Annotated in this window: 12 protein-coding genes; 10 read left to right on the top strand and 2 right to left on the bottom strand. The window is 74.6% G+C overall.

Annotated elements, in window-relative coordinates; genetic code table 11:
- Window positions 1–57 precede the first annotated feature (57 nt).
- From ACZ7LK_RS21335 to ACZ7LK_RS21300, 8 genes are read left to right on the top strand one after another with little or no spacing between them, the layout of a single operon-like run.
- On the top strand, window positions 58–846 hold the full coding sequence (locus ACZ7LK_RS21335; protein ID WP_471142636.1) for a TIGR03084 family metal-binding protein: 789 nt from the start codon (window positions 58–60) through the stop codon (window positions 844–846).
- Window positions 843–2,519, top strand: a complete 1,677-nt coding sequence (locus tag ACZ7LK_RS21330; protein ID WP_392275048.1) for an acyclic terpene utilization AtuA family protein — start codon at window positions 843–845, stop codon at window positions 2,517–2,519. The genes ACZ7LK_RS21335 and ACZ7LK_RS21330 overlap by 4 nt, the downstream gene beginning before the upstream one ends.
- Entirely contained in the window at window positions 2,516–4,114 is a 1,599-nt protein-coding gene (locus ACZ7LK_RS21325) for an acyl-CoA carboxylase subunit beta (protein ID WP_471142633.1), read from the top strand. Before ACZ7LK_RS21330 ends, ACZ7LK_RS21325 begins: the two co-directional genes overlap by 4 nt.
- A 10-nt stretch (window positions 4,115–4,124) precedes the next feature.
- Window positions 4,125–6,017: an ATP-binding protein gene (locus ACZ7LK_RS21320; RefSeq protein WP_471142630.1), complete on the top strand. Its 1,893-nt coding sequence runs from the start codon at window positions 4,125–4,127 to the stop codon at window positions 6,015–6,017.
- The gene (locus ACZ7LK_RS21315; protein WP_471142628.1) at window positions 6,014–7,147 is read left to right on the top strand and encodes an acyl-CoA dehydrogenase family protein; all 1,134 of its coding nucleotides are present in this window, start codon (window positions 6,014–6,016) and stop codon (window positions 7,145–7,147) included. The genes ACZ7LK_RS21320 and ACZ7LK_RS21315 overlap by 4 nt, the downstream gene beginning before the upstream one ends.
- 35 nt (window positions 7,148–7,182) lie before the next feature.
- Window positions 7,183–8,760: a 4-coumarate--CoA ligase family protein gene (locus tag ACZ7LK_RS21310; RefSeq protein WP_392275052.1), complete on the top strand. Its 1,578-nt coding sequence runs from the start codon at window positions 7,183–7,185 to the stop codon at window positions 8,758–8,760.
- A complete protein-coding gene (locus ACZ7LK_RS21305; RefSeq protein ID WP_392275053.1) occupies window positions 8,757–9,503 on the top strand; it encodes an enoyl-CoA hydratase family protein in 747 nt (248 codons plus the stop codon). Before ACZ7LK_RS21310 ends, ACZ7LK_RS21305 begins: the two co-directional genes overlap by 4 nt.
- On the top strand, window positions 9,491–10,081 hold the full coding sequence (locus tag ACZ7LK_RS21300; protein ID WP_392275054.1) for a TetR/AcrR family transcriptional regulator: 591 nt from the start codon (window positions 9,491–9,493) through the stop codon (window positions 10,079–10,081). Before ACZ7LK_RS21305 ends, ACZ7LK_RS21300 begins: the two co-directional genes overlap by 13 nt.
- A gap of 58 nt (window positions 10,082–10,139) precedes the next feature.
- Here ACZ7LK_RS21300 and ACZ7LK_RS21295 read toward each other — a convergent pair whose 3' ends face one another.
- On the bottom strand, window positions 10,140–11,240 hold the full coding sequence (locus tag ACZ7LK_RS21295) for a citrate synthase 2 (RefSeq protein ID WP_392275055.1): 1,101 nt from the start codon (window positions 11,238–11,240) through the stop codon (window positions 10,140–10,142).
- Window positions 11,241–11,531: 291 nt separating this feature from the next.
- Between ACZ7LK_RS21295 and pdxH the strand changes: the two genes are divergently transcribed.
- Complete coding sequence (pdxH, locus tag ACZ7LK_RS21290; RefSeq protein ID WP_469461320.1) at window positions 11,532–12,158, top strand: pyridoxamine 5'-phosphate oxidase; 627 nt, start codon at window positions 11,532–11,534, stop codon at window positions 12,156–12,158.
- 16 nt (window positions 12,159–12,174) lie between these two features.
- Here pdxH and ACZ7LK_RS21285 read toward each other — a convergent pair whose 3' ends face one another.
- Entirely contained in the window at window positions 12,175–12,492 is a 318-nt protein-coding gene (locus ACZ7LK_RS21285) for a hypothetical protein (RefSeq protein ID WP_392275056.1), read from the bottom strand.
- A 505-nt stretch (window positions 12,493–12,997) separates the two neighbouring features.
- Between ACZ7LK_RS21285 and ACZ7LK_RS21280 the strand changes: the two genes are divergently transcribed.
- The gene (locus ACZ7LK_RS21280; RefSeq protein WP_392275057.1) at window positions 12,998–14,311 is read left to right on the top strand and encodes a PAS domain-containing protein; all 1,314 of its coding nucleotides are present in this window, start codon (window positions 12,998–13,000) and stop codon (window positions 14,309–14,311) included.
- Window positions 14,312–14,362: the final 51 nt, after the last annotated feature.

Genomic DNA, 14,362 nt, shown 5'->3' with positions numbered 1-14,362 from the left:
CTCGGGCCGCTGCCATGCTCCGGGGCACGCACTGCCGTGTCCCGGAGGGAGCGCCCCGTGTCCGATGTCCTGCTGGACGACCTGCGCGACGAGAGCGAGGAACTCGACCGGCTGGTCGCGGACCTGGAACCTGACGGCTGGGCCACCCCCACCCCGGCGCCCCGCTGGACCGTCGCCCACCAGATCGCCCACCTGGCGTGGACCGACGACGCCGCCCTGCTCGCCCTCACCGACCCGGACGCCTTCACCGCGCACGTCGAACAGGCACTGAAGGCCCCGGACACCTTCGTCGACGAGGGGGCGGACGCGGGGGCCGCCGACCCGCCACCCGCTCTCCTCGCCCGCTGGCGCGACGGCCGCGCCCGCCTCCACGCCGCCCTCGCCGCCGCCCCCGCCGGAGCCCGGTTCCCCTGGTACGGCCCGCCCATGAGCGCCGCCGCCATGGCGACCGCCCGCCTGATGGAGACCTGGGCCCACGGCCAGGACGTCGCCGACGCACTCGGCGTCACCCGCACCCCTACCGTGCGCCTCCGGCACGTCGCCTGGATCGGCGTCCGCGCCCGCGACTACGCCTACGCGGTCCGGGGCCTCACCCCGCCCGCCGCGCCCTTCCGCGTGGAGCTGACCGCACCGGACGGCTCCGGCGTGTGGACCTACGGTCCCGAGGACGCCGCCCAGCGGATCACCGGCCCCGCCCTCGACTTCTGCCTCCTCGTCACCCAGCGCGCCCACCGCGACGACGTGGCGCTGCGCGCGGAGGGCCCCGACGCCGACCGGTGGCTGGACATCGCGCAGGCCTTCGCCGGCCCGGCCGGCCCCGGCCGCCCCGCCAAGGGGGCCCGGTGAGGCGGCCGCTGCGGATCGGCAACGCCTCCGGCTTCTACGGCGACCGCTCCGACGCCGTGCGTGAGATGCTCACCGGCGGCGCCCTCGACGTCCTCACCGGCGACTACCTCGCCGAACTGACCATGCTCATCCTCGGCCGCGACCGGCTCAAGGACCCGGGACTCGGCTACGCCAAGACCTTCCTGCGCCAGATGGAGGAGGGCCTGGGCCTCGCCCACGACCGGGGCGTCAAGGTCGTCACCAACGCCGGCGGCCTCAACCCGGCCGGCCTCGCCGACGCGCTGCGCGCCCTCGCCGCCCGCCTCGGCCTGCCGGAGGTGCGCGTCGCCCATGTCGAGGGCGACCACCTCCCCGTGCCGGACGGGGCCCTGACGGCCAACGCCTACCTGGGCGGCGGCGGCATCACCGCCTGCCTGCGCGCCGGGGCCGACGTCGTGGTCACCGGCCGCGTCACGGACGCCGCCCTGGTCAGCGGTCCGGCGGCCTGGTGGTTCGGGTGGGGGCCCGAGGAGTACGACCGGCTCGCGGGCGCGGTCGCCGCCGGGCACGTCCTGGAGTGCGGCACCCAGGCCACCGGCGGCAACTACGCGTTCTTCGCCCGCCACGACGTGCGCCGCCCCGGCTTCCCGCTCGCCGAACTCCACCAGGACGGGACCGCCGTCATCACCAAGCACGACGGCACCGGCGGGCTCGTCGACACCGGCACGGTCACCGCCCAGCTCCTGTACGAGACGGCGGGCGCCCGGTACCCGGGACCGGACGTCACCACCCGGCTCGACACCGTCCGCCTGGACCCCGACGGCCCGGACCGGGTGCGGATCTCCGGCGTGCGCGGGGAGGCACCGCCCCCGGCGCTGAAGGCCGGGCTGAACCGGCTCGGCGGCTGGCGCAACGAGGTGGTGTTCGTGCTGACCGGCCTCGACGTCGAGGCCAAGGCGCGGCTGGTGCGCGAGCAGATGGAGGACGCCCTCACGACGAAGCCCGCCGAGGTGCGGTGGGAGCTGGCCCGCACCGACCGGCCGGACGCCGCCACCGAGGAGACGGCCAGCGCCCTGCTGCGGCTGGTCGTCCGGGACCCCGACCCCGACGCCGTGGGCCGGGCCGTGAGCGGCGCGGCCGTCGAACTGGCCCTCGGCAGCTACCCCGGCTTCCACGTCACCGCCCCGCCCGGGAAGGGCGCCCCCTACGGCGTGTTCGAGGCGATGTACGTCGACCCCGGCACCGTCACGCACACCGCCGTGCTCCCGGACGGCCGGCGCGAGGTCATCCCGCCGCCGGTGCGCACCCGGGCCCTGGCACCCGTCCCCGAGCCGCCCCCGCCCGCCCCCCTCCCGCCCGGCCCGGTGCGCCGCGCCCCGCTCGGGCTGGTCGCCGGGGCCCGGAGCGGCGACAAGGGCGGCGACGCCAACGTCGGGGTGTGGGCGCCCACCGAGGAGGCCTGGCGCTGGCTCGCCCACACGCTGACCACCGACCGGCTGCGCGCCCTGCTCCCCGAGACACGGGACCTGCCCGTCACCCGGCACGTCCTGCCGAACCTCCGCGCGCTGAACTTCACCGTCACCGGGCTGCTCGGCGAAGGGGTCGCCGCCCAGGCCCGGTTCGACCCGCAGGCCAAGGCGCTGGGCGAATGGCTGCGCGCCCGCCACCTCGACGTACCGGAGGTCCTGCTGTGACCGCCCTGCCCACCGCCCTCGACACGGCCGGCCCCGACTACGCCGCCCACCGCGCGGCCATGCTCGCCAAACTCACCGAACTGGAGGCCGAGCACGCCAAGGCCCTCGCCGGCGGCGGCGAGAAGTACACCGACCGGCACCGGGGGCGCGGCAAGCTCCTGGCCCGCGAACGGATCGAGCTGCTGCTCGACCCCGACTCCCCGTTCCTCGAACTGTCCCCGCTCGCCGCCTGGGGCAGCGACCACCCGGTCGGCGCCTCGATCGTCACCGGCATCGGGGTCGTCGAGGGCGTCGAGTGCCTGATCACCGCCAACGACCCGACCGTACGCGGCGGCGCGTCCAACCCCTGGACGCTGAGGAAGGCCCTGCGCGCCAACGAGATCGCGTACGCCAACCGCCTGCCCTGCGTCGCCCTCGTCGAGTCCGGCGGCGCCGACCTGCCCTCCCAGAAGGAGATCTTCATCCCCGGCGGGGCGCTGTTCCGCGACATCACACGGCTGTCGGCCGCCGGGATCCCCACCGTCGCCGTCGTCTTCGGCAACTCCACGGCGGGCGGCGCGTACATCCCCGGCATGTCCGACCACACGGTGATGATCAAGGAGCGGTCGAAGGTGTTCCTCGGCGGCCCGCCGCTGGTGAGGATGGCCACCGGGGAGGAGAGCGACGACGAGTCCCTGGGCGGCGCCGAGATGCACGCGCGCGTGTCCGGGCTCGCCGACCACTACGCCCTCGACGAGCCCGACGCGATCCGCCGGGCCCGCCGGATCGTCGCCCGCCTCAACCACCGCAAGGCCCACCCCGACCCCGGCCCGGCCGCACCCCCGAAGTACGACCCCGAGGAGCTCCTCGGCATCGTCCCCGGCGACCTGAAGACCCCTTTCGACCCGCGCGAGGTCATCGCCCGGATCGTCGACGGCTCCGACTTCGACGAGTTCAAGCCGCTGTACGGGCCCTCCCTCACCACCGGCTGGGCCGCCCTGCACGGCTATCCGGTCGGGATCCTCGCCAACGCCCAGGGGGTGCTGTTCTCCGCCGAGTCCCAGAAGGCGGCGCAGTTCATCCAGCTCGCCAACCAGCGGGACGTGCCGCTGCTCTTCCTGCACAACACCACCGGCTACATGGTCGGCAAGGAGTACGAGCAGGGAGGCATCATCAAGCACGGCGCCATGATGATCAACGCCGTGGCCAACTCGAAGGTCCCGCACCTGTCGGTCCTCCTGGGCGCCTCGTACGGCGCCGGGCACTACGGCATGTGCGGCCGCGCCTACGACCCCCGGTTCCTGTTCGCCTGGCCCAGCGCCAAGTCCGCCGTCATGGGCCCCCAGCAGCTCGCCGGCGTCCTGTCGATCGTCGCCCGCGCCTCGGCCGCCGCCAAGGGGCAGCCGTACGACGAGGAGGGCGACGCCGCGCTGCGCGCCATGGTGGAGCGGCAGATCGAGACCGAGTCCCTGCCGATGTTCCTGTCGGGGCGGCTGTACGACGACGGAGTGATCGACCCGCGCGACACCCGCACGGTCCTCGGACTGTGCCTGTCGGCCATCCACACCGCCCCGGTCGAAGGCGCGCGCGGCGGCTTCGGCGTCTTCCGGATGTGAGGACCACCCCATGATCTTCACCGTCCTTGTCGCCAACCGCACCGAGATCGCCTGCCGCGTCTTCCGCACCTGCCGGACGCTGGGCATCGGCACGGTGGCGGTGTACGCCGACCCCGACGCGGACGCCCTGCACGTCCGTGAGGCCGACGCGGCGGTACGGCTGCCGGGCGCGGCGCCCGCCGACACCTACCTGCGCGGCGACCTGGTCGTGCGGGCCGCCCTCGCGGCGGGTGCCGACGCGGTGCACCCCGGCTACGGGTTCCTCTCCGAGAACGCCGACTTCGCACGGGCCGTCACCGACGCGGGCCTGACCTGGGTCGGCCCGCCGCCGAAGGCCGTCGAGACGATGGCGTCCAAGACGCGCGCCAAGGAGCTGATGGCCGCCGCGGGCGTGCCGCTGCTGGCACCCGTCGACCCGGCGACGGCCACCGAGGAGGACCTGCCGCTGCTGCTCAAGGCGGCCGCGGGCGGCGGCGGCCGGGGCATGCGGGTGGTGCGCGACCTGGCCGCCCTGCCCGGCGAACTGGCGGCGGCCGCCGCCGAGGCCCGGTCGGCGTTCGGCGACGGCGAGGTGTTCGCGGAGCCGTACGTCGAACGCGGCCGCCACGTCGAGGTGCAGGTCCTCGCCGACGCGCACGGCACGGTGTGGACGCTCGGCACCCGCGACTGCTCGCTCCAGCGCCGGCACCAGAAGGTCGTCGAGGAGGCCCCCGCGCCGGGCCTCGGCCCCGCCCTCCGCGAGACGCTGCACGCCTCGGCCGTCGCGGCCGCCAGGGCGGTGGGCTACGCCGGCGCGGGCACCGTCGAGTTCCTGGTCGCCGGGGAGCGGGCGTACTTCCTGGAGATGAACACCCGGCTCCAGGTCGAACACCCCGTCACGGAGGCCGTCTTCGGCCTGGACCTGGTCGCCCACCAGCTCCGGATCGCCGAGGGCGCCGCCCTCCCCCCGGAACCCCCCGCCCCGGCCGGCCACGCCGTGGAGGCCCGGCTCTACGCGGAGGACCCGGCCCGGGACTGGGCCCCGCAGACGGGCGTCCTGCACGCGCTGGACGTCCCCGCCGGCGAAGGGCTGCGCGTCGACGCCGGGTACGCCGCCGGGGACACCGTCGGCGTCCACTACGACGCCATGCTCGCCAAGGTGGTCGCCCACGCGCCCACCCGGGAGGAGGCCGTCCGCAAGCTGGCCCACGCCCTCGCACACGCCCGCGTGCACGGGCCCGTCACCAACCGGGACCTGCTCGTGGCCTCGCTGCGGCACCCCGACTTCGTGGCCGGGCGCCTCGACACCGGGTTCTACGGGCGGCACCTGGCCGAACTGACCGCCCCCGCGCCCGGCGAGGAGTACGCGGCCGTCGCCGCCGCGCTCGCCGCCGCGGCCGGCCGCTCCGGCCGGTTCGGCGCCTTCCGGAACGTACCGTCGCAGCCGCAGACCGCCCGGTACGGCGACCACGAGGTGCGCTACCGGCCCACCCGGGACGGCGGGTTCACCGTCGAGTCCCACCCGGACGTCCGGGTGGTGGCCGCCGCGCCCGGGTGCGTGCGCCTGGAGGCGCGCGGCGTCGTCCGGCGCTTCACGGTGGCCGCCCACGGGGACGGCGCCGTCCATGTGAACGGCCACCGGCTGACCGCCCACCCCCGGTTCACCGACCCGGCCGAGCGCACCGCGCCCGGCTCCCTGCTCGCGCCCATGCCCGGCACCGTCGTCCGGGTGGCCGACGTGGCGGCCGGCGACCACGTCGAGGCCGGGCAGCCCCTCGTCTGGCTGGAGGCCATGAAGATGGAGCACCGCGTCACCGCTCCCGCCTCCGGCACGCTCACCGCGCTCCACGCCGTCCCCGGCCACCAGGTCGAGGTCGGTGCCCTGCTCGCCGTCGTACAGCACGTACAGGAGGAACAGGCATGACCGGAGTCATCGAGACCGAGGAGCAGTCCGCCCTGCGCACGGCCGTCGCCGCCCTCGGCCGCCGCCACGGGCGCGAGCACGACCGCGAGGCCCTCTGGGCGGAGGCCGGCAAGCTCGGCTACCTCGGCGTCAACCTGCCCGAGGAGTACGGCGGCGGGGGCGGCGGCATGGCCGAACTGTCCCTCGTGCTGGAGGAACTGGGCGCGGCGGGCTGCCCGCTGCTGATGATGGTCGTCTCGCCCGCCATCTGCGGCACCGTCATCGCCCGCTTCGGCACCGAGGAGCAGAAGGGCAGGTGGCTCCCGGGCCTGGCCGACGGCACCCGCACCATGGCCTTCGGCATCACCGAGCCCGACGCGGGCTCCAACTCCCACCGCATCACCACCACCGCCCGCCGCGACGGGGACGACTGGGTCCTCACCGGCCGCAAGGTGTTCATCTCCGGCGTCGACATCGCCGACGCCACCCTTGTCGTCGGCCGCACCGAGGACGCCCGCAGCGGGCGGCTCAAGCCCTGCCTGTTCGTCGTCCCGCGCGACGCCCCCGGTTACGGCCGCCGGCGCATCGACATGGAACTGCACGCCCACGAGAAGCAGTTCGAGCTGACCTTCGACGACGTGCGGCTGCCCGCCGACGCGCTCGTCGGCGACGAGGACGCCGGGCTGCTCCAGCTCTTCGCGGGGCTCAACCCCGAGCGGATCATGACCGCCGCGTTCGCCCTGGGGATGGGCCGGTACGCGCTCGCCACCGCCGTCGGGTACGCCAAGGACCGCCAGGTGTGGCAGGCCCCCATCGGCGCCCACCAGGCCATCGCCCACCCCCTCGCCCAGGCCCACATCGAGCTGGAGCTGGCCGGCCTGATGACGCGCAAGGCCGCCCACCTGTACGACGCGGGCGACGACACCGGTGCGGGTGAGGCCGCCAACATGGCCAAGTACGCCGCCGCCGAGGCGTGCGTGCGGGCCGTCGACAGTGCCGTGCACACCCTCGGCGGCAACGGCCTCACGCGCGAGTACGGCCTCGCCTCGCTCATCACCGCCTCACGAGTGGCACGCATCGCTCCGGTAAGCCGGGAAATGATTCTCAACTACGTGTCCCACCAGACCCTGGGCCTGCCCAAGTCGTACTGAGCCAGGCGCCGGCAGCCGTACCGACAGGAGCCGTGATGGTGTTCCACAGCGCGTACGCGGACGTCCCGACCGTTTCCCTCCCCATCCACGACGCGGTGCTGGCCAGCTCGGCCGCCGTGTACGCCGGCGAGACCGCCCTCGTCGACGGGGCGGGCGACCTCACCCTCACCTACGGGCAGCTCGACACGTACCACCGGCGGGTCGCCGCCGCGCTCGCCGAGGCGGGCCTGCGCAAGGGCGACGTCCTCGCCCTGCACAGCCCCAACACGGTCGCCTACCCGGTCGTCTTCTACGGCGCGACGCGCGCCGGGGCGGCCGTCACCACCGTCCACCCGCTGGCCACCCCCGAGGAGTTCGCCACACAGCTCCGGGACTCCTCCGCCCGCTGGATCGTCACCGTCTCCCCGCTCCTGCCCACCGCGCGGCGGGCGGCCGAGCTGGCGGGCGGGATCGCCGAGGTCTTCGTCTGCGACGAGGCCGAGGGGCACCGGTCCGTCCTGGACATGCTCGGCTCGACCGCCCCCGAACCGGCCGTCCCCATCGACCCGGACGAAGACCTCGCCGCCCTGCCCTACTCCTCGGGCACCACCGGCGTCCCCAAGGGCGTCATGCTCACCCACCGCTCCATCGCCACCAACCTGGCCCAGCTCGAGCCGACCATCCCCATGGGCCCGGGTGACCGCGTCCTGGCGGTGCTGCCCTTCTTCCACATCTACGGGCTGACCGCCCTGCTGAACGCCCCGCTGCGGATGGGCGCCACCGTCGTCGTCCTGCCCCGCTTCGAGATCGACCGGTTCCTCGCGGCGATCGAGAAGCACCGCATCAACGCCCTGTACGTCGCCCCGCCGATCGTCCTGGCGCTCGCCAAGCACCCGGCGGTCGAGCGGTACGACCTGTCGTCGCTGGAGTACGTCGTCAGCGCCGCCGCCCCGCTCGACGCCCGCCTCGCCGAGGCGTGCTCCGCCCGCCTGGGCCTGCCCCCGGTGCGGCAGGCGTACGGGATGACCGAACTGTCGCCCGGCACGCACGTCGTCCCCCTGGACGCCATCGCCCCCCCGCCCGGCACGGTGGGCAGACTGCTGCCCAGCACCGAGATGCGACTGCTGTCCCTGGACGAATCCGGCAAGGACGTCCCGCCCGGGCAGGAGGGCGAGATCGCGATCCGCGGCCCGCAGGTCATGAAGGGCTACCTGGGCCGGCCCGACGCCACCGCCGCGCTGATCGACTCCGACGGCTGGGTGCACACCGGGGACATCGGCCGGGTCGACGACGACGGCTGGCTGTTCGTCGTCGACCGGGTCAAGGAACTGATCAAGTACAAGGGCTTCCAGGTCGCCCCGGCCGAGCTGGAAGCACTGCTGCTGACCCACGGGTCGGTCGCCGACGCGGCCGTGATCGGGGTGTACGACGAGGACGGCAACGAGGTGCCGAAGGCGTTCGTCGTTCCGCAACCCGGCACCACCGGACTGACGGGCGACGACATCATCGCCTTCGTGGCGGGGAAGGTCGCCCCGTACAAGAAGATCCGGCGCGTCGAGTTCGTCGAGGGCGTGCCGAGGGCGGCGTCGGGGAAGATACTCCGGCGCGAACTGAGGGAGCGGGAAGGCGCATGACGAGTCTCGTCACCACCGCGCACGAGCGGGGCATCACGACCCTGACGCTGGATTCTCCGGACAACCGCAACGCCCTGTCGGCGCGGCTCGTCGGCGAACTGGCCGGGGCGCTGGACGACTGCGGCAAGGACCCGGCGGTCCGGGCGGTGGTGCTCACCCACACCGGGCCCACCTTCAGCGCCGGCGCCGACCTGAAGGCACCGCCCAGCCCGTACACCTTCGTGGCGCTGCTGCGGGCGATCGTCGAGCTGCCCAAGCCGGTGGTGGCCCGGGTGGACGGGCACGTCCGGGCGGGCGGGCTGGGCATCCTCGGGGCGTGCGACATCGTGGCGGCCGGCACCGGCGTGGACTTCGCCCTGACCGAGGTACGGATCGGGGTGGCCCCGTCGGTCATCTCCCTGTCGCTGCTGCCGCGCCTCGATCCGCGGGCCGCCTCCCGCTACTACCTCACCGGGGAGCGGTTCGACGCGGCCGAGGCGGCCCGGATCGGCCTGGTCACGGTCGTCGGGGACGGTGTGGACGGCGTCGACGGTGTTCTCGCCCCGGTGCTGGACGGGCTGCGCAAGGCCTCCCCGCAGGGGCTGGCCGAGGCCAAGAGGCTGGTCACGGCTAGGGTGCTGGAGACGTTCGAGCGCGACGCGGAGGACCTCGTACAGCGCTCGGCCTCGCTCTTCGCCTCGGCGGAGGCACGCGAGGGCATGACCGCCTTCCTCGAACGACGGGACCCTGCATGGGTGGTGTGACGACAGCCACGAAGGAGCCGAAGCAGGACCGCAGCCGGGCCACCCGGCAGCGGCTCCTCGCGGCGGCGGTCGCCTGCCTCGCCGAACGCGGCTGGGCCGGCTCGACCGTCTCCGTCGTCGCCGAGCGGGCGGGCGTCTCGCGCGGCGCGGCACAGCACCACTTCCCGACCCGGGAGGACCTGTTCACCGCGGCGGTCGAGTACGTCGCCGAGGAGCGCTCCCAGGCACTGCGTGCCCTGCCCGTCCAGGGCCGCGCCGACGTCGTGTCCGCCCTGGTGGGCCTCTACACCGGGCCGCTGTTCCGGGCCGCCCTGCACCTGTGGGTGGCCGCCTCCGACGAGGAGCAGCTCCGCCCCCGGGTGACCGAGCTGGAGGCCCGGGTGGGCCGTGAGACCCACCGCATCGCGGTCGACCTGCTCGGTGCCGACGAGTCCCGTCCCGGCGTCCGCGAAACCGTCCAGGGCCTGCTCGACATGGCCCGCGGACTGGGCCTGGCCAACCTCCTCACGGACGACTCGGCGCGCCGCGAGCGGGTGGTGGCCCAGTGGGCCGCCCTCCTGGACGACGTCCTGGACTGAGCCGCCGCACGCGAACGGCGCCGCCCCTGAGCAGGTACGGCGCCGTGTGCGTACGACCTCAGCCGGCGATGTCCTGGTAGCCCTGGACCTCGCGCGGGCTGCGCGGGCCGGGACCCACGTAGCGGGCCGAGGGGCGGACCAGGCGGCCGGTGCGCTTCTGCTCCAGGATGTGCGCGGACCAGCCGGCCGTCCGGGCGCAGGTGAACATCGACGTGAACATGTGCGCCGGGACCTCCGCGAAGTCCAGCATGATCGCCGCCCAGAACTCCACGTTCGTCGCCAGGACCCGGTCCGGGCGGCGGTTGTGCAGCTCCTCCAGGGCGGCCTTCTCCAGCGCCTCGGCCACCTCGAAGCGGGGCGCGCCCAGCTCCTTGGCGGTACGGCGCAGCACCCGGGCGCGCGGGTCCTCGGCGCGGTACACCCGGTGGCCGAAGCCCATCAGGCGCTCGCCCTTGTCGAGGGCCTTGCGGACGTAGGCGCCGGCGTCACCGGTGCGCTCGATCTCCTCGATCATGCCCAGCACCCGGGAGGGCGCCCCGCCGTGCAGCGGGCCCGACATGGCGCCGACGGCACCCGACAGGGCCGCGGCCACGTCCGCGCCGGTGGAGGCGATGACACGGGCGGTGAAGGTGGAGGCGTTCATGCCGTGCTCGGCGGCGGACGTCCAGTACGCGTCGACGGCCTTGACGTGCTTGGGGTCCGGCTCACCGCGCCAGCGGATCATGAAGCGCTCGACGACGGACTCCGCCTTGTCGATCTCGCTCTGCGGAACCATCGGCAGCCCCTGGCCGCGCGCCGACTGGGCGACGTACGACAGGGCCATCACGGCGGCGCGCGCCAGGTCGTCGCGGGCCTCCTCCTCGTCGATGTCCAGCAGCGGCTTCAGGCCCCAGACGGGCGCGAGCATCGCGAGCGCGGACTGGACGTCGACCCGGATGTCACCGGAGTGGACCGGGATCGGGAACGGCTCGGCGGGCGGCAGACCGGGGTTGAACGCCCCGTCGACCAGCAGGCCCCAGACGTTCCCGAAGGAGACCTGGCCCACCAGGTCCTCGATGTCGACGCCGCGGTAGCGGAGCGCGCCGCCCTCCTTGTCCGGTTCGGCGATCTCCGTCTCGAACGCGACGACTCCTTCGAGTCCGGGTACGAAGTCGGACATCAGGCGGCTCCTCGTGAGGTGTGCGACAGGTTGCGGCAGTCCGGGGTGTCTTCCGGTGGTGCGGTGATGCCCCGTACGACTGGTGGTCATCCTCACCGTCGTAGGGAGGGGACAGTGACCCAGCCCAAGAGTCTGTCGGGTTCGTCGGATGCGGGGAAGCGTGACATCCGGCACACTGCGCCGAACCGGTCAGGGAGATTAGTGGCACGCGGTGCCGGGCAGACTGGGCGGCTACGGCAGGATGGCCCTGTGACAGACGCTCTCGATCCAGCAGCGCTCGATCCCGCCGACATGCGCGAGCAGTACCGCACCGCCGAGTTCCTGGAGTCGGACCTCGCGGACGGGCCGATGGAACAGTTCGCGCGCTGGTTCAAGGACGCCGCCGACAGCGAGGCGATCGTCGAGCCGAACGCCATGATCGTCTCGACGGCCACGCCCGACGGCCGGCCGTCGTCGCGGACGGTGCTCCTGAAGCACTACGACGTCCGCGGGTTCGTCTTCTTCACGAATTACGGCTCCCGCAAGGGCGCGGAGCTGGAGACCAACCCGTACGTCTCGCTGCTCTTCCCCTGGCACCCGGTCGCCCGCCAGGTCATGGTCACCGGCACGGCGTCGCGCGTCGGGCGGGACGAGACGGCCGCCTACTTCCGCACCCGCCCGCACGGCTCCCAGCTCGGCGCCTGGGCGAGCGAGCAGTCCTCGGTGATCGCCTCCCGGGCGGAGCTGGTCGCCCGGTACGAGGAGCTGGCGGCCCGCTACCCGGAGGGCGAGCAGGTGCCGGTCCCGCCGCACTGGGGCGGGTTCCGCGTCGAGCCCGCGACGGTCGAGTTCTGGCAGGGCCACGAGAACCGCCTCCACGACCGGCTGCGGTACGTCCGCGACGGCGAGGCCTGGCGGGTCGAGCGGCTGTCGCCCTGACCCGCGGCGGGCCGCGTCACGCCGGGTCGACCGCCGCCATGAGGGGTCCCGCCACCATCGCCGCGTACTGGACGCACACCGCCGCCCGCCGCACCCGGTGGCCCACCGCGTCGACGGGCAGGCACGCCGCCCAGAGCCCCACGAGCGCCGAGAGCCCCAGCGACCACATGGCCAGACCGGCGAGCGGGCCGGCGACGCCGTCGCCCGCGTAGCTCTGCCGCAGCAGCACCACCAGGGTCATGACGAAGGCGAACGCCAGCAGCACCAGCCCGGTGCCGGCGAGGAAGCGCACCGCCCGGGTGCTGGGGGCGAAGGGGTCGTCGGTCGTGTCCATGCCGACATGCTGCGGGGCCGGCGACGGGGCGGACACCGTCCCCGTACTCAGAGCCGCCGGGCCGGGTACTCAGCCGCCGCCGTACGCGGGAACACGGGCCGGACGCGGGCGGGCACCGGCGGGCGGGGACCCCGGACAAGCGGAGACCCCGGACAAGCGGAAACCCGCGGGCTCTTGGCTCTCCTGACGGAGAGGCCGGCCGGATGTGCCGGCGAGCCCGCGGGTCGGTGACTGCTGGGGATTGCGGCAGGAGGCCTGCCGACGTTGCACAGAGTGCGACAACGGGCCTCAGCCCGCAGTCACCTCACGCATCCGAAAAGAAACCACTTCCGGATCACCTCCTTTCTTCGTGTGCTCCACACCCTAGGAACCCCGTCCGCGCCCCACAACCGTTTTTTCTCGGCGGGCGATTTCCGGGAACCGGGTGTGCCCTGGGTCACGTTCCAGTTGAATGACCGGTGGCGTGCACATGCACGTGAGTACACGTCCTGCAGGGGGTGCCGGGATGAGTGCGTCCAGGAGCGAGACCGCCAAGGCTCTCGGGCCGGGGGCCGATCTGCTCGCCGCGCTGCTCGACGGGATGGACGCCGCGCTGTGCGCGTTCGACGCCGAGGGCGTGATCACCCACTGGAACCGCGAGGCCGAGCGGATCCTCGGGTGGAGCGCCGAGGAGGCCGTCGGGCGCAGCGGGTTCGCCGGCTGGGCCGTGCGCAGCGCCGACGCCGACGAGGTGCGCCGGCGGCTGATGGCCGTCATGGACGCGCCGGGCCGCCAGGTCCACGAGTTCGCCCTGGTCCGCAAGGACGGCGGCCGCGTCCTGGTGCGGACGCAGTCCGCCGGGGTGCGCGGCGCGGACGGCCGGCCGGCCGGGGTGTACTGCGCGTTCAGCGAGGTGCACGCCCAGATCGACCTGGAGCGGTCCATCGCCCTGAGCGAGGCCCTGTTCGACGACGCCTCCTGGGGCGTCGTCCTGGTCGACGTCGACCTCCGCCCCACCGTCGTGAACGTCCACGCCGCACGGGCGCTCGGCGCCGGGCGGACCGGCCTGCTCGGCCGGCCGCTCGGCGAGGTGGTCGTGCAGGGCGTGGAGGAACTGGAGGGCGCGCTCCACCACGTCCTCGCCGAAGGCCCGCCCCGGGCGCCGGTCGAGCTGTGGGTGACGCTCAGGACGGCGCAGGGCGAGCGGCGGCGCTGCTGGCGCAGCGGCTTCCTGCGGCTGGCGTCGCCGCTCGCGGAGGAGCCGGTGCCGCTCGGGGTCGGCTGGCTGTTCCAGGACGTGACGGACGCCAAGCTGGCGGAACAGGAGGCCGACCGGCTGCGGTTCCGGACCAGTCAGCTCCACCGGGCGGGCGGTGCGGCCGCCGAGTGCGAGGACCCGATGGAGGCGGCGGCGACCTACCTGGACTTCGCGCTGGCCGGGTTCGCCGACCACGCGCTGGTGGACCTCGCCGAGGGCGGCCGGCTCGTCCGGGCGGCCGCCTCCCCGACCGGCGAGCCCGGTCCGGTGGCCCGCCCCGCCGGTGGCGGCATCCCGGTCCGGTACGCCGCGGGCCACCCGGCGCTCCAGGCGATGGAGCGGGCGGGCTCGGTGCGGGCCAGCAGCTCGTCCGAGGCGTGGGCCGCCGAGCGGCAGTGGCCCGGGGACGCCGCGCACGCCCTGTGCACGGTGCTCCGCAGCCGGGGCCGGACGCTCGGCGTCGTCACCTTCCTCCGCTCCGGTTCGCGCCCGGCCTTCGAGCGCCCGGACGCGGTGTACGCCGAGAGCGTCGCGGTGCGCGTCGCGGCGGCGGTGGACCTGGCGGGGGCCGCCGCCGGCTGACGGGCGGCCCGTCGTGTCCGCGACGTCCCGTCCTCCGGGCGGGCCGGGCGA

The organism is Streptomyces sp. NPDC039423 (assembly GCF_055598725.1).
Note: the sequence above shows the minus strand (reverse complement) of the source record. Positions and strands in the feature narration are given on the sequence as shown.

Excerpts from the sequence above, each read along its gene's own strand:
- ACZ7LK_RS21320 (WP_471142630.1), top strand. The coding sequence starts at position 4,125 with ATGATCTTCACCGTCCTTGTCGCCAACCGCACCGAGATCGCCTGCCGC.
- ACZ7LK_RS21315 (WP_471142628.1), top strand. The coding sequence starts at position 6,014 with ATGACCGGAGTCATCGAGACCGAGGAGCAGTCCGCCCTGCGCACGGCC.
- ACZ7LK_RS21310 (WP_392275052.1), top strand. The coding sequence starts at position 7,183 with ATGGTGTTCCACAGCGCGTACGCGGACGTCCCGACCGTTTCCCTCCCC.
- ACZ7LK_RS21305 (WP_392275053.1), top strand. The coding sequence starts at position 8,757 with ATGACGAGTCTCGTCACCACCGCGCACGAGCGGGGCATCACGACCCTG.
- ACZ7LK_RS21300 (WP_392275054.1), top strand. The coding sequence starts at position 9,491 with ATGGGTGGTGTGACGACAGCCACGAAGGAGCCGAAGCAGGACCGCAGC.
- ACZ7LK_RS21295 (WP_392275055.1), bottom strand. The coding sequence starts at position 11,240 with ATGTCCGACTTCGTACCCGGACTCGAAGGAGTCGTCGCGTTCGAGACG.
- pdxH (WP_469461320.1), top strand. The coding sequence starts at position 11,532 with ATGCGCGAGCAGTACCGCACCGCCGAGTTCCTGGAGTCGGACCTCGCG.
- ACZ7LK_RS21285 (WP_392275056.1), bottom strand. The coding sequence starts at position 12,492 with ATGGACACGACCGACGACCCCTTCGCCCCCAGCACCCGGGCGGTGCGC.
- ACZ7LK_RS21280 (WP_392275057.1), top strand. The coding sequence starts at position 12,998 with ATGAGTGCGTCCAGGAGCGAGACCGCCAAGGCTCTCGGGCCGGGGGCC.